This window comes from Streptomyces kanasensis (genome assembly GCF_043077165.1).
Lineage (GTDB): Bacteria > Actinomycetota > Actinomycetes > Streptomycetales > Streptomycetaceae > Streptomyces > Streptomyces changanensis.
The window spans coordinates 114,748-128,134 of record NZ_JBIBSF010000010.1 but is presented as its reverse complement, the minus strand read 5'-3'; the positions used below and the strand labels follow the sequence as shown (position 1 = coordinate 128,134).

The 13,387-nt window shown below is 73.6% G+C and carries 13 protein-coding genes; 10 read left to right on the top strand and 3 right to left on the bottom strand.

Annotation, left to right across the window (positions count from 1 at the left end; all coding sequences use genetic code 11):
* The first annotated feature begins 145 nt into the window (after window positions 1–145).
* The 9 genes from ACF053_RS24130 (at window position 146) to ACF053_RS24090 (ending at window position 8,862) form a co-directional block, all read left to right on the top strand.
* Window positions 146–1,129 carry an FKBP-type peptidyl-prolyl cis-trans isomerase gene (locus ACF053_RS24130; protein ID WP_391955856.1) on the top strand — a complete coding sequence of 328 codons (984 nt, stop codon included), beginning with the start codon at window positions 146–148 and terminating at the stop codon, window positions 1,127–1,129.
* 42 nt (window positions 1,130–1,171) lie between these two features.
* Window positions 1,172–1,543, top strand: coding sequence for an FKBP-type peptidyl-prolyl cis-trans isomerase (locus tag ACF053_RS24125; RefSeq protein ID WP_058941665.1), 372 nt, complete (start codon window positions 1,172–1,174; stop codon window positions 1,541–1,543).
* Between the two features lie 207 nt (window positions 1,544–1,750).
* The gene (locus ACF053_RS24120; RefSeq protein WP_391955855.1) at window positions 1,751–2,737 is read left to right on the top strand and encodes a helix-turn-helix transcriptional regulator; all 987 of its coding nucleotides are present in this window, start codon (window positions 1,751–1,753) and stop codon (window positions 2,735–2,737) included.
* Between the two features lie 42 nt (window positions 2,738–2,779).
* Window positions 2,780–3,739, top strand: coding sequence for a helix-turn-helix transcriptional regulator (locus ACF053_RS24115; RefSeq protein WP_391955854.1), 960 nt, complete (start codon window positions 2,780–2,782; stop codon window positions 3,737–3,739).
* A gap of 65 nt (window positions 3,740–3,804) precedes the next feature.
* On the top strand, window positions 3,805–4,077 hold the full coding sequence (locus tag ACF053_RS24110; RefSeq protein ID WP_391955853.1) for a hypothetical protein: 273 nt from the start codon (window positions 3,805–3,807) through the stop codon (window positions 4,075–4,077).
* A gap of 39 nt (window positions 4,078–4,116) precedes the next feature.
* Window positions 4,117–4,320: a hypothetical protein gene (locus ACF053_RS24105; RefSeq protein WP_391955852.1), complete on the top strand. Its 204-nt coding sequence runs from the start codon at window positions 4,117–4,119 to the stop codon at window positions 4,318–4,320.
* Between the two features lie 177 nt (window positions 4,321–4,497).
* The gene (tatA, locus tag ACF053_RS24100; RefSeq protein WP_391955851.1) at window positions 4,498–4,770 is read left to right on the top strand and encodes a Sec-independent protein translocase subunit TatA; all 273 of its coding nucleotides are present in this window, start codon (window positions 4,498–4,500) and stop codon (window positions 4,768–4,770) included.
* An 86-nt stretch (window positions 4,771–4,856) separates the two neighbouring features.
* Window positions 4,857–5,810, top strand: coding sequence for a twin-arginine translocase subunit TatC (gene tatC, locus ACF053_RS24095; RefSeq protein ID WP_391955850.1), 954 nt, complete (start codon window positions 4,857–4,859; stop codon window positions 5,808–5,810).
* 223 nt (window positions 5,811–6,033) lie between these two features.
* Window positions 6,034–8,862, top strand: a complete 2,829-nt coding sequence (locus ACF053_RS24090; RefSeq protein ID WP_391955849.1) for a DEAD/DEAH box helicase — start codon at window positions 6,034–6,036, stop codon at window positions 8,860–8,862.
* A gap of 529 nt (window positions 8,863–9,391) precedes the next feature.
* Here ACF053_RS24090 and ACF053_RS24085 read toward each other — a convergent pair.
* Window positions 9,392–10,453: a hypothetical protein gene (locus ACF053_RS24085; protein ID WP_391955982.1), complete on the bottom strand. Its 1,062-nt coding sequence runs from the start codon at window positions 10,451–10,453 to the stop codon at window positions 9,392–9,394.
* Window positions 10,454–10,630: 177 nt separating this feature from the next.
* On the opposite strand from ACF053_RS24085, the gene ACF053_RS24080 reads away from it, so the two are divergent.
* Window positions 10,631–11,272 carry a MerR family transcriptional regulator gene (locus ACF053_RS24080; RefSeq protein WP_391955848.1) on the top strand — a complete coding sequence of 214 codons (642 nt, stop codon included), beginning with the start codon at window positions 10,631–10,633 and terminating at the stop codon, window positions 11,270–11,272.
* A gap of 211 nt (window positions 11,273–11,483) precedes the next feature.
* On the opposite strand, the gene ACF053_RS24075 is transcribed toward ACF053_RS24080, so the two are convergent.
* Complete coding sequence (locus tag ACF053_RS24075; protein ID WP_391955847.1) at window positions 11,484–12,332, bottom strand: siderophore-interacting protein; 849 nt, start codon at window positions 12,330–12,332, stop codon at window positions 11,484–11,486.
* A 47-nt stretch (window positions 12,333–12,379) separates the two neighbouring features.
* Window positions 12,380–13,288 carry a 5'-3' exonuclease gene (locus ACF053_RS24070; RefSeq protein ID WP_391955981.1) on the bottom strand — a complete coding sequence of 303 codons (909 nt, stop codon included), beginning with the start codon at window positions 13,286–13,288 and terminating at the stop codon, window positions 12,380–12,382.
* Window positions 13,289–13,387: the final 99 nt, after the last annotated feature.

The following is a 13,387-nucleotide window of genomic DNA, read 5'->3' as shown; positions in this document are numbered from 1 at the left end:
CACACGGTGGCGTACGGGGCCGTGCGCGGTCGGGGGGAACGCGGGCGGCAGGGGCGCACGTTCCTCGTACGGCGCCTCTCGCACGCCGTAGAGTGGCGCGCACGCCAACCACAAGATCGATCCCCGACCAGATACGAGGCTTCCCGTGCGTCGTCGCTCCCTCCTCCTCGCTGTGCCCGCCGGCCTGCTCACCCTCTCGGCCTGCGGCGACGACAAGTCAGACCAGAAGAAGGACCAGGTCGGCGAGAGCCCGTCGGCCCCCCAGCCCAGCTCGTCCGCGAAGGTCGTCGACGGTCCGCTGCCCGCCATCACGGCCGGCACCAAGTTCGGCGAGAAGCCGACCGTCGCCAAGGGGTCGGGCCGGCCCTCCTCCGACCTCGCGGTGAAGACCGTCGTCGCGGGCTCCGGCACGGCCGTCGCCGAGGGCGACTACGTGCGGGCGCACTACCTGGGCCAGATCTGGGACACGGCGAAGGTCTTCGACAACTCCTACGACCGCAAGCAGCCGCTGGTCATCCAGCTCCAGCAGGGCGCGGTCATCGACGGCTGGCGGGTCGGCCTGGCCGGGCGCAAGGCCGGCAGCCGCGTCGAGATGGCCGTCCCGCCGGCCCTGGGCTACGGCTCCGAGGGCCGCGGCGACATCAAGGGCACCGACACGATGGTCTTCGTCATCGACATCGAGGAGACCTTCAACGGCAAGAGCTCCGCCAAGGGCAAGGAGGTCCCGCAGGACGACGCGGCCCTCCCCAAGGTCGGCACCAACACCGACGGCAAGGCGCCCACCGTCACCGTCCCGAAGACCGCCGCGCCCAAGAAGCTCGTCGCCGAGTACGTCCTGGAGGGTGACGGCGAGGAGGTGCAGGCCACCGACAAGCTGCTCCTCCAGTACAAGGGCGTGCTGTGGAACGGCGGCAAGGAGTTCGACTCCAGCTACTCGCGCCAGCAGCTCGCCGCCTTCCCGCTCCAGCAGCTGATCAAGGGCTGGCAGGAGGGCCTCGCCGGCAAGAAGGTCGGCAGCCGCGTCATGCTGGTCGTGCCGCCGGACCTGGGCTACGGCGCCGAGGCGTCCGGCGAGATCCCGGCGAACTCCACGCTGGTCTTCACGCTCGACATCCTGGCGAAGATGTAAGACTGTGCGGGTCGAAGACAAACGATCAACAGGAGCAGTGACGTGAGCATCGAGAAGCCCGAGGTCGACTTCCCGGGTGGCGAGCCGCCGGCGGAGCTGGAGGTCAAGGACATCTGGGTCGGCGAGGGCGCCGAGGCCAAGTCCGGCGACGTGGTGAAGGTCCACTACGTCGGTGTGTCCTTCTCCTCCGGCGAGGAGTTCGACGCGTCCTGGAACCGCGGCACCCCGCTGCAGTTCCAGCTCGGTGTCGGCCAGGTCATCCCCGGCTGGGACCAGGGCGTCCAGGGCATGAAGGTCGGCGGCCGCCGCCAGCTGATCATCCCGCCGCACCTGGCGTACGGCGACCGCGGCGCCGGTGGCAAGATCGGCCCGGGCGAGACGCTGATCTTCGTCTGCGACCTCGTCGCGGTCTGATCCCGTCCCCCGCCGCGCCCCGCGCGACGGGAACCACGGCCCCCGAGGGCCCGCGCCCCAGCGGCGCGGGCCCTCACCCGTGCGGTCCGCTTCCCCCCAGGCCACGACGGGTGTTCGACCGATCCGGGGGCGACTTTCGTCACGCCACCCCGGGGCGGTACGGTCATCGGGCGATAGTGACTCCATACGAAGAGGTGCTGGGCGTCGATGGCCATTGCCAAGGCCGAGCGGCTGATGAATCTCGCGTTGTGCCTGCTCGGCACGCGCCGGCCGCTCAGCAAGCGCGAGCTGCGCGGCTCCATCGAGGCGTACGTCGAGGCGTTCGGGCCCGGTGACGGCGGTGCCACGCCAGGTGACGACGCCTTCAACCGCATGTTCGAGCGCGACAAGGACGACCTGCGCGAACTCGGACTGGTCATCGAGACCGTCGAGAACCTCGACGGCGAGACCGGTTACCTCGCCCGTCGCGACTCCAACCGGCTGCCGGCCATCCAGCTGGACGCCGAGGAGGCCGCCGCGCTCACCCTCGCCGCCAGGGTCTGGCAGCAGGCCCGCCTCGCCGGCGCCGCGAGCGGCGCCCTGCAGAAGCTGCGCGCCGCCGGCATGCCCGAGGCGGACGACCCGTACGAGGACCGGCCCGGTGCGCTCGAACCGCGCATCCCGGTCCACGAGGCCGCCTTCGAACCCCTCATGCTGGCCTGCCGCGACCGGCGGCCCGTCGTCTTCGAGTACCGCAAGTCCAACTCCGCCCGCGCCGAGGCCCGGCAGGTCGAGCCATGGACGCTGGAGTGCTGGCGCGGCCACTGGTACCTCGCCGGCTGGGACCGCGACCGCGGGGCCGAGCGCGTCTTCCGGCTGTCCCGCATCACCGGCAAGGTCCGCTCCCGGGCCGGCGCCTTCACCGCGCCGGTGCCCGACGTCTCCACCGTCCGCGAGGCGGTCGAGCGGTGGGCCGGCGAGAGCGCCACCCGGACGGCGCTGATCCGGCTGCGCGCCGAGTGCGGCTACCCGCTGCGCGCCCGCGCCCTGTCCGTACGGGACTGCGGCGACGGCTGGGACGAGCTGGAGATCCCCTACGGGCACGGGCTGGACGCCTGGCTGGTCGAGTTCGGCCCCGATGTCGTCGTCACCGAGCCCGCCGACCTGCGCGCGGACGTCGTGGAGCGGCTGCACGCCGTCGCCGAGGGCTGCTGACCCCCGGGCTGCTGGAACAACGGACGGACGGACGAGCGAGCGATGGCCCCCAACGCGATCGACCAGACCAGGCGGATGCTCTCCCTGGTGACCTACCTGCGGGAACGACCCGGCGCACACGTCGGCGACGTGGCCCGCGCCTTCGGCATCACCGAGGCCGAGCTCATCGCCGACCTCGACGTCCTGCCCATGTGCGGCACGAGCTTCCGCGGCGGCGACCTGCTCGACATCGACACCGACGGCGAGCAGATCTGGTGGCACAACCCGGACGACGTGGCCGCCCCGCTGCGCATCGCCGCCGACGAGGCCACCGCCCTGCTGGTCGCCGCCCGCGCCGTCGCCACCCTGCCCGGCCTGCGCGAGAGCGACCGCGAGGCGCTGCTGCGGGCGACCGCCAAGCTGGAGGCGGCGGCCGGGGAGGCGGCCGGTGCCAGCTCCCGCCTGTCGGTGACCTTCGAGTCCGAGGGCGGCGTCTTCGCCGAGGTCGACCGGGCCATCTCCGAGCGGCGCAGGCTCTGGCTGCGCTACTACTCCCCGGCCCGCGACGAGCTGACGGAGCGTGAGGTGGACCCGATCCGGCTCTTCGCCGTCGGCCACACCTACATGGAGGCGTGGTGCCGCCTCTCCGAGGCGCGGCGGACCTTCCGGCTCGACCGCGTGGCCGAGATCCGCATCCTCGACGAACCGTCCGCGCCCCCCGAGGTCGAGCTGCGCGACCTCTCCGCGGGTCTGGTCCAGCCCTCCGCCGACGACCCCGAGGTCGTGGTCGAGGTGGGCCCCGGCGGACGCTGGGTCGCCGAGTACTACCCGCACGACAGCGCCGAGGAACTGCCCGACGGCGGGCTGCGCATCACCCTGCGCACCCCCGACCCGGCCTCCCTGCGACGGCTCGCGCTGCGCCTGGGGAGCGACGGGCGGATCGTCGCGCCCGCCGCGCTGGCCGACAGTGCGCGCCGCGCCGCCCAGGAGGCGCTCGCCGCCTACGACGGTCGGGACGCCTGACCGGCCCACCCGCCACGACAGGTCACGCCACACCACGCCACGTACGAGACGGGAAGGAAGACGTCATGGGGGACACGGGGGACACGCCGGTGCTGCCCGGCATCCCGGCGCAGCGCGGCCCCGTGCTCTTCAAGGCCGCCTGCCCCGAGTGCCGGGCCCGGTGCGAGCTGGCGGCCGGCTCCCTGCGCCTGGCCATCGGCGCCAGCCGGCGCACGACCTTCTACTCCTTCACCTGCCCCGAGTGCGGCCGCGCCGTGCGCAGGCCCGCCGGTGAGCGGATCGTCGAACTCCTCACCGGCGGAGGCGTCCGGACGCTGCGGCTCCACTCCACCGTCTGACCCCGTCCGCCACCGCCCACCACCGTCTAGGCTTCACCCATGTTCTGGCCCATGCTCGCCGTCGCCCTCGGGTTCCTCGGGATCGCCGTCCTCGGCGTCCTCGGTGTCCGGGTCTTCATCGAGGCCCAGCGCCTCGGCCGTCAAGTGACGCGCACCACACAGCGCATCAACCGCGCCGCCGAAGACCTGGAGGCCGCCGCCGCGGACCTCGCCCGCACCGGCGAGACGCTGCCCGGCCGGTGACGGGGCCGGCAGCGGCGCCGAACGCCCTCCCCCATACTCCGCGCACCGGAGGTACGCCGGGGGATTGCCCCGCGTTTACCGGTGAGGGTTACGATGAATGCCCGCGCGGGCGGTCTGAAGTCATGCGTCCGCACCGCTCCGGTACATGAGGACCTCGGTCTCAGAAGGTAGGGAAAAATGGGTCAGGTCGGCATCTGGCATCTGGCCATCGTCGTGGGGATCTTCGTGCTGCTCTTCGGCGCGAAGAAGCTGCCGGAGGTTGCCCGTTCGCTGGGCAAGTCCGCCCGCATCCTCAAGAGCGAGGCCGCAGCCATGAAGAACGACAGCCCCGCCAAGGACGACGCGCACCACTCCGACACGGCCGCGGCGCCCCGGACCATCCAGGCCGCCCCCGGTGACGTCGCGTCCGCTCGCCCTGTCGACGAGCCCAAGCGGACCACCCAGGGCTGACGCCCCGGCCACACGGTTCACGGTTCATCACAGGTACACGGGCGACCGCCCCCACGGTCGGTCGCTCTCCGAGATAAGGACGTGGGTTGCTCAAGTCTGCCCGCAAGAAGCCCAGGGACCCCGAGGGGCGGATGCCCCTCGTCGATCATCTGCGTGAGCTGCGCAACCGGCTGGTCAAGTCCCTGCTGGCGTTCATCCCGCTGATGATCGTGGCGCTGTTCTTCTCCAAGGACATCGCCGAGTTCCTGAGCTCCCCCGTGCCCCGGTGCCTGAGCGAGCTGGACCCCGCCGCGCGGGCGGGCAAGTGCGCCGTGCTCTCCCAGATCGGCATCACGTCCCCGTTCACCACCTACGTCAAGGTGGGCGTCATGGCCGGGATCGTCGCGTCCGCCCCGGTCTGGCTCTACCAGCTGTGGGCGTTCATCGCGCCCGGCCTGCACCGGAACGAGAAGAAGTACGCCGTCTCCACCGTGGCGGTCGGTACGCCGCTGTTCCTCGCGGGCGCCTACCTCGCGTACTGGGTCCTGCCGCACGCCGTGCCGCTGCTGCTCAGCTTCAGCGTCGACGGTTCGGTGAACTACATCACCGTCGACGACATGATCGGCATGACGATCAAGCTCGTCCTCGCCTTCGGGCTGGCCTTCCAGCTGCCGCTGATCCTCATGCTGCTCAACGTGGGCGGCGTCGTCAGCGGCGCGCGGATGCTCAGCTGGTGGCGCGGCATGGTCATGGGCATCGCGATCTTCGCCGCCATCGTCACGCCCACCGACCCGCTCTCCATGATCGTGATGCAGGTGCCGCTGACCGCGCTGTACTTCGCCGCGGTCGGCTTCTCCCTGGTGAACGACCGCCGCCGGCGCCGCGCCGCGGGGCCGGAGCTGGACGACGACGAGGCGGCCCCGCTCGACCTCAGGCCGGAGCCCGTCGGTCCGGTGGAGCCCGTGGCCGCGGCCCCCGCCCCGGTCCTCCCGGAACAGGCCGGCGTCGACGCCGACGGCACCCCGGTCCGGCGGGTCAACGGCTACGACGACGTGACCTGAGCACCTCCCACCCCCGGTCCCACCGCGGCCGGTCGCGCACACCGCGCGGCCGGCCGCTCACCGTGTGCGGCCGACCGCACGGGGCGGGGCGGCGCGGTGCGGGGCGACCGCGGGGCGGGGGAAGCCGGGGGAGGAGGGGCCGTGGCCCGGGGGCGAACGCCCGGCGAGGGTCGGACAAACGCCGAGCTGAGTGTCGGTCCCGCCGGGTAGTCTCGAAGACAAGATGACAGACGACCTCACACCAGCGGAAGCGTATGCGGCCGCCCGGCGCAGGGCCACCGAGGAGGCCACCGCGCTCCACGCCTTCCGTGCCCTGTACGACTTCGACCTGGACCCGTTCCAGATCGAGGCATGCCGCGCCCTGGAGACCGGCAAGGGCGTGCTCGTCGCAGCGCCGACCGGCTCCGGCAAGACCATCGTCGGCGAGTTCGCCGTCCACCTGGCCCTGGAGCAGGGCCGCAAGTGCTTCTACACGACGCCGATCAAGGCGCTGTCCAACCAGAAGTACACCGACCTCGTCAAGCGCTACGGCGCCGCCAAGGTCGGCCTCCTGACCGGCGACAACAGCGTCAACGCCGACGCGCCGGTGGTCGTGATGACCACCGAGGTGCTCCGGAACATGCTGTACGCGGGCTCCCAGTCGCTGCGCGGCCTCGGGTACGTGGTCATGGACGAGGTGCACTACCTCTCCGACCGCTTCCGGGGCGCCGTCTGGGAGGAGGTGATCATCCACCTCCCCGAGTCGGTGACCCTCGTCTCGCTCTCCGCGACCGTCTCCAACGCCGAGGAGTTCGGCGACTGGCTCGACACCGTCCGCGGCGACACCGAGGTGATCGTCTCCGAGAGCCGGCCCGTGCCGTTGTGGCAGCACGTCCTGGCCGGGCGCCGGATCTACGACCTCTTCGAGGAGGAGACCGACCACGGCGGCCGCGGAGTCACCCGCCGGGAGGTCAACCCCGACCTCGTCCGGCTGGCGCGCATGGAGAACTCGCGCACCTACAACCCGCGCGACCGGCGCCGCGGCAAGATGGTCCGCGAGGCCGACCGGGAGCGGGAGCGCCGCCAGCGGTCGCGCATCTGGACGCCGGCCCGCCCGGAGGTCATCGACCGGCTCGACGCCGAGGGCCTGCTGCCCGCGATCACCTTCGTCTTCAGCCGCGCCGGCTGCGAGGCGGCCGTCCAGCAGTGCCTCGTCGCCGGGCTGCGGCTCAACGACGAGGACGCCCGCCACCGCGTCCGCGAGCTCGTGGAGGAGCGCACGGCGTCCATCCCCTCCGAGGACCTGCACGTCCTGGGCTACTACGAGTGGCTGGAGGGGCTGGAGCGGGGCATCGCCGCGCACCACGCCGGAATGCTGCCGACGTTCAAGGAGGTCGTCGAGGAGCTCTTCGTCCGCGGCCTCGTCAAGGCGGTGTTCGCCACCGAGACGCTGGCGCTCGGCATCAACATGCCCGCCAGGTCGGTGGTGTTGGAGAAGCTCGTCAAGTGGAACGGCGAACAGCACGCCGACATCACCCCCGGCGAGTACACCCAGCTGACCGGCCGCGCGGGACGCCGCGGCATCGACGTCGAGGGCCACGCCGTGGTCCTGTGGCAGCGGGGCATGGACCCCACGCACCTCGCGGGCCTCGCCGGCACGCGCACCTACCCGCTGAAGTCCAGCTTCCGGCCCTCGTACAACATGGCGGTCAACCTCGTCGACCAGTTCGGCCGGCACCGCTCGCGCGAGTTGCTGGAGACCTCGTTCGCGCAGTTCCAGGCGGACCGGTCCGTCGTCGGCATCTCCCGGCAGGTCCAGCGCAACGAGGAGGGCCTGGACGGCTACCGGGAGGGCATGACCTGCCACCTCGGCGACTTCGAGGAGTACGCCCGGCTGCGCCGCGAGCTGAAGGACCGGGAGAACGAGCTCGCCAAGCAGGGCGCGGTGCAGCGGCGCGCCGCCGCCGCCACCTCCCTGGAGCGGCTCAAGCCGGGTGACGTCATCCACGTGCCGACCGGCAAGTTCGCCGGGCTGGCGCTGGTGCTCGACCCCGGGCTGCCGGCCGGCCGGTCCAACGGCCACCGCGGGTTCGAGCAGCACGACGGGCCCCGGCCGCTGGTCCTGACGGCGGAGCGGCAGGTCAAGCGGCTGGGCGCGATCGACTTCCCGGTGCCGGTGGAGCCGTTGGAGCGGATGCGGATCCCGCGCTCGTTCAACCCGCGCTCGCCGCAGTCGCGCCGCGACCTGGCGTCGGCGCTGCGCACGAAGGCCGGCCACATCGTGCCGGACCGGCACCGAAGGGAGCGGTCCGCCGCCGTCGACGACCGCGAGATCGCCCGGCTGCGCACCGCCCTGCGCGCGCACCCGTGCCACGGCTGCGACGAGCGGGAGGACCACGCCCGCTGGGCGGAGCGGTACCACCGGCTCCAGCGGGACACGCGGCAGCTGGAGCGTCGCATCGAAGGCCGGACGAACACCATCGCCCGCACCTTCGACCGCATCGTGGCACTGCTGACGGAGCTGGACTACCTGCGGGCCGACGAGGTCACCGAGCACGGCAAGCGGCTCGCCCGCCTCTACGGCGAGTTGGACCTGCTCGCGAGCGAGTGCCTGCGCGAGCGGGTCTGGGAGGGCCTCGGCCCGGCCGAACTCGCCGCGTGCGTGTCGGCGTTGGTGTACGAGTCCCGCCAGGCGGACGACGCGGTCGCGCCGAAGGTGCCGTCCGGCAAGGCGAAGGCCGCGCTGGGCGACATGGTCCGCATCTGGGGCCGTCTCGACGCGCTGGAGGAGGAGTTCCGGGTCAACCAGGCGGAGGGCGTCGGGCAGCGCGAGCCGGACCTCGGCTTCGCCTGGGCGGCGCACCAGTGGGCGTCCGGCAAGGGGCTCGACGAGGTGCTGCGCGAGGCGGAGATGCCGGCCGGCGACTTCGTCCGCTGGTGCAAGCAGGTCATCGACGTGCTGGGCCAGATCGCCGCGGCGGCGCCGCGGGAGGACAGCACGGTCGCGAAGAGCGCCCGCAAGGCGGTCGACGGGCTGCTGCGGGGTGTCGTCGCGTACAGCTCGGTGGGCTGACGCCCCCTCACCCCGGCCGACACGGGGTGGACACCTTCGGGAGGGCCCGGCCGGATCGATCCGGCCGGGCCCTCCCGGCGTCGGGGGCGTGGGCGCCGGGAGGGGTGGCGTCCCCGGTGCCGGGAGCCCACCGCCGCCCGCAGGGGCAGGAAGAGGAGCAGGGCCGGCGGCGACAGCAGGACCGCCGGCATCAGCAGCAGGCCCGTCACCAGCGGGTGGAGACCGAGCCTGCGGGACTCCGGGAACGCCCACTGCCGATCAACAGGTCCCAGGCGACGACCTGGGCCCGGATGGCGCCGGCCCCGTCGCGAGGGCGGTGAGCGCCCGGAAGGTCTCCAGGTCCGGCTCCCGGACGGCGGTCCACACCTCCGGTACCACGGAGGCGGCGAGCCCCGGGTGGACCAGGAGGACCGGTACGACGGTCAGCGGGGACGCGCCGACGCGGGCCGTCCACGACCGGCCGGGGTGAGGACCCTCAGCAGCCGGACCGGCGCGGCGAGGAAGAACGCCGGCTCGAAGAGGACGACGGTCACCGGACGGACTCCCGCGCCTGCCGCGGGGCGGCCGCCCGCTCCGGTTCCGGGGCGGTCGTCCGCTCGTGGTTCGGCCCGATGGCCCCGGCCCCGGCCCCGGTCCCGGTGTCGGGTGCGGTCCCGGGTGCGGTCCCGGTCCTGGTCCCGGCGGTCGCCGACCGGGGGCCGGCGGGTGGGGCGGGTGTCCGGGCGGGGCGGATCAGCAGGGTCACCGCGGCGCCGGCGGCCGTGAGCACCGCGGTGACCGCCGCCGCGGTGAGCGTGGCCGCGTCGGGGCCGAGCAGCGGCTGACCGCGCAGGGCCTGCCAGGAGACCAGGGCGAGGACCGCCGCGTACGCACCGGAGGCGACGGCCATGAGGCGGAACCGGACCCGCGGGTCGCCCAGCCGGGCGAAGCGCGGGGCCAGGGCGATCAGGACCAACAGGACCAGGGGGAGCAACTGCAGGGCGTGCATGCCGACGAAGTGCGGGACGCGCAGGTCCCCGGCGGTGGTCGACCAGCCGGTGAGCGCCGTACCGGCACCGCCGTCGGGCCCGCCGACACTGTGCGCGCCGACCATGTCGGAGACGCCGCGCTGCTGGCCGGGCGCCGGTCGGGTCATGACCGCGCCGAACGCCGCGCCGACGAGGGCGAGGACCGCGCTCGCCCGGACGGTCAGGGCGGCGGCGCGGTCGGCGAGGGGGGCGCGGAAGAGCAGGACGGCGATGACGAGGCCGGCGAACCAGAGCACCGCCGCCGTCGCGCCCATCGCGCCGTACACCGCGGCGTCGAACGGGGTCGCCTGGTTGAAGTGGCTGCGTCTGCCGCGGGCGGCCTGGCCGACGATGAGGAACATCTCGACCGCGCAGGCCGCCGCGAGGACCGTCCCCGCCACCCGGGCGGTGCGCCGCCCGGCCCGGCCCCGGTCGGGGAGGAGGGACAGCATCCAGGCGAAGGAGAGGCAGTAGGCGGCGAACGACACGGCGAACTTGAACGGCTTCGCCCAGATCGGCGCGCCGGCGAGCACGCGGTCGTCGACGACCAGCCCGACCGCGCAGACCACGGCCAGGACGGCCATGGCGCCGGAGACCACGACGAGCGGTCGGTGCAGCCCGGGCAGACGGCGGAGTGGTAACGGCATGTGGGACCCCCAGATGGAGCGGATAGTGGCACTGTCCACTATCTGATAGCGACACTATCTATAATGGAGACGGCCCTGGCAAGTGACGGGGCGTCAAGTGGAGGGTGACCAGGCATGCGCGTGGGCGAGTTGAGCCGCAGGACCGGTGTCTCGGTGCCGACGATCAAGTACTACGTCCGGGAGGGGCTGCTGCGCGCCGGGGAGCTGAGCAGCCCCAACCAGGCCAGGTACGACGAGGCACACGTCCGCCGGCTCCGGCTGGTCCGGGCGCTGATCGACGTCGGCGGGCTTTCCGTCGCCGCCATCAAGGACGTGCTGGAGGCGGTCGAGGACCCCGGGCGTTCCGTGCACACGGTCCTGGGAGCGGCGCACGACCACATCGCGCCGCGCCAGGGCGGGCCGGAGGACGCCGCGCGGGACGCGGCGCGGCGGCGGGTCACCGAGCTGATCGCCCGCCGGGGGTGGGAGGTGGGGGACGCCAACCCGGCCGCCCGCTCACTGGCCGACGCGCTCGCCGCGCTGAGCCGGCTGGGGCACGACCGGTTCGCCGAGGTGTCGCTGGAGGCGTACGCGGACGCGGCGGAGCGCATCGCCGAGACGGACGTGGCCTACGTGGCCAGTGAGGTCGCGCGTGAGGACGTCGTGGAGAGCGCCGTCGTCGGCACGGTGCTGGGCGACGTGGTTTTCGCGTCCCTCCGCCGCCTGGCCCAGGTCGACGCGTCGTCCCGTACGTACGACCCGGAGCGGGGACGGTAGGGCGGAGGGGGAGCGGTAGGGCGGGGCCGGCGAGGACGGCGGGCCCCGTGCCCCGGCCCCGGGCCCGTGGTCGCGCGTGACGGGCGGACGGCGCCGGCGGGTGTCGTCGCTGTCCGGGCGGCCCCCGGGCTGTCACTGCGCGCAGACGGGCCGGGACGCCGGCCACCGGACCCGGCCGCGCAGCGGGCCCGGCAGCGCGGCCCGCCGGGTGTCAGGCCGCGGTCCCGGCCTGCTCCTCGCTCTCCACCTGGGCGTTCCACTCGCGCTTGACCGCGCGCCATGCCTCGTCCGTCTTGCCGAGGCGCCAGTACCCGGAGATGGACAGCCGGTCCAGCGGGATGCCGCGCTCCGTGCGCAGGTGGCGGCGCAGCTCCTTCACCGCGCCCGCCTCGCCGTGCACGAAGGCGTGCACGGTGCCCTCGGGGAAGACCAGGCCGCGCACCGCCTCCACCAGCGGCTCGCCGACCGGGCGGCCGCGCCGCGGCAGCCAGCGGACCTCGACGCCCGCCGGAGCGGTGACCTTCAGCTCGTCGTCGGGCTCCTCGACCTCCACGAAGGCGTGCGCCACCGCGCCGTCGGGCAGCCGCTCCAACGCCGCGGCGATGGCCGGCAGGGCGCTCTCGTCACCGGCCAGCAGGTGCCAGTCGGCCTCCGGGTCGGGCGCGTACGCACCGCCCGGGCCGAGGAAGCGGACCGTCTCGCCGACCCGCGCCCGGGCCGCCCAGGGGCCGGCCAGGCCCTCGTCGCCGTGGACCACGAAGTCCACCGTCAGCTCCCGCAGCCCGGCGTCCCAGGTCCGCACGGTGTACGTGCGCTGGGCGGGCCACTGGTCGCGCGGCAGCTCCTCGCGGATCCGCTCCAGGTCGAACGGCTCCGGGTAGGTCACGCCCTCCGGGGCGAGGAGGATCTTGATGTAGTGGTCCGTGAAGCCGCTCGTGGCGAAGGAGGCCAGCCCCTCGCCGCCGAGGACGATCCGCACCATGTGCGGAGCGATCCACTCGGTGCGCACCACCTGTGCCTGATGGGCCTTCGGTGTCCTGCGGGCCGGCTGTTCCGCCACGGCGTCTCCCCGGAAAGTGGTTGCTTAGGTATACCTAAGCTAACACCTCATCGATCGAGGACGGTGAGGAGTCGCTCCAGGGAACCCCCGAGCCCCCACTTTTGCGCCAGCGCCCGCAGTGCCTCCGGGTCGGCGGGGGCGCTCGGCAGCGCCGGGTCGAACGGGGGCAGCGGAACGTCGTCCGCGACCCGCACGACCTGCGGCGCGACCGCCACGTAGGCCCGCGCCTCGTCCAGCCGGCGGCGCTGCGCGGGAGTCAGCGGCGCCCGGGGGTCGTCCACCGCCGCCATGATCCCGGCCAGATCGCCGAAGGCGTCCAGGAGCTTCGCCGCGGTCTTCTCGCCGACGCCCGGCACCCCCGGCAGGCCGTCGCTCGGGTCGCCGCGCAGGGCGGCCAGGTCGGCGTACCCCGGCCCGTCCACGCCGTACTTGCCGCGCAGCCACTCCTCGTCCACGGCCTGGAGCGTGCCGACGCCCTTGATCGGGTACAGCACCCGCACCCCGCGGGCGTCGTCGACCAGCTGGTACAGGTCGCGGTCGCCCGTCACGATGTCGACCGGGCCCGGCGCGCGGGCGGACAGGGTGCCGATCACGTCGTCCGCCTCGTACCCGGCGACGCCCACGCGGGCCACGCCCAGCGCGTCCAGCACCGCCTCGATCACCGGGACCTGCGGCGACAGCGTGTCCGGCACCTCCTCCTCGTCCGGCACGCCCGCGGCGGTCTCCGCGGCGACCCGGTGCGCCTTGTACGACGGGATCAGCTCCACCCGCCAGGCCGGCCGCCAGTCCGCGTCCATGCACGCCACCAGGTCGTCCGGGCGGTGGTCCTGCACCAGGCGGGCGATGAAGTCCAGCAGCCCGCGCACGGCGTTCACCGGGGTGCCGTCCGGGGCGCGCACCGAGTCGGGGACCCCGAAGTAGGCCCGGAAGTACAGGGATGCGGTGTCGAGGAGCATCAGGCGTCGCGTCACACTCGCATGATGCCGTACGGCACCGACAGGGCCGGCGCCCGGACGCTTCCGTCGTTTGCGCTACTCGGGCGTACCCGCGCTGCG

Bases quoted from the DNA above. Each gene is read 5' to 3' on its own strand.
- ACF053_RS24120 (WP_391955855.1), top strand. From the start codon at position 1,751: ATGGCCATTGCCAAGGCCGAGCGGCTGATGAATCTCGCGTTGTGCCTG.
- ACF053_RS24115 (WP_391955854.1), top strand. From the start codon at position 2,780: ATGGCCCCCAACGCGATCGACCAGACCAGGCGGATGCTCTCCCTGGTG.
- ACF053_RS24110 (WP_391955853.1), top strand. From the start codon at position 3,805: ATGGGGGACACGGGGGACACGCCGGTGCTGCCCGGCATCCCGGCGCAG.
- ACF053_RS24105 (WP_391955852.1), top strand. From the start codon at position 4,117: ATGTTCTGGCCCATGCTCGCCGTCGCCCTCGGGTTCCTCGGGATCGCC.
- tatA (WP_391955851.1), top strand. From the start codon at position 4,498: ATGGGTCAGGTCGGCATCTGGCATCTGGCCATCGTCGTGGGGATCTTC.
- ACF053_RS24090 (WP_391955849.1), top strand. From the start codon at position 6,034: ATGACAGACGACCTCACACCAGCGGAAGCGTATGCGGCCGCCCGGCGC.
- ACF053_RS24085 (WP_391955982.1), bottom strand. From the start codon at position 10,453: ATGGCCGTCCTGGCCGTGGTCTGCGCGGTCGGGCTGGTCGTCGACGAC.
- ACF053_RS24080 (WP_391955848.1), top strand. From the start codon at position 10,631: ATGCGCGTGGGCGAGTTGAGCCGCAGGACCGGTGTCTCGGTGCCGACG.
- ACF053_RS24070 (WP_391955981.1), bottom strand. From the start codon at position 13,288: ATGCTCCTCGACACCGCATCCCTGTACTTCCGGGCCTACTTCGGGGTC.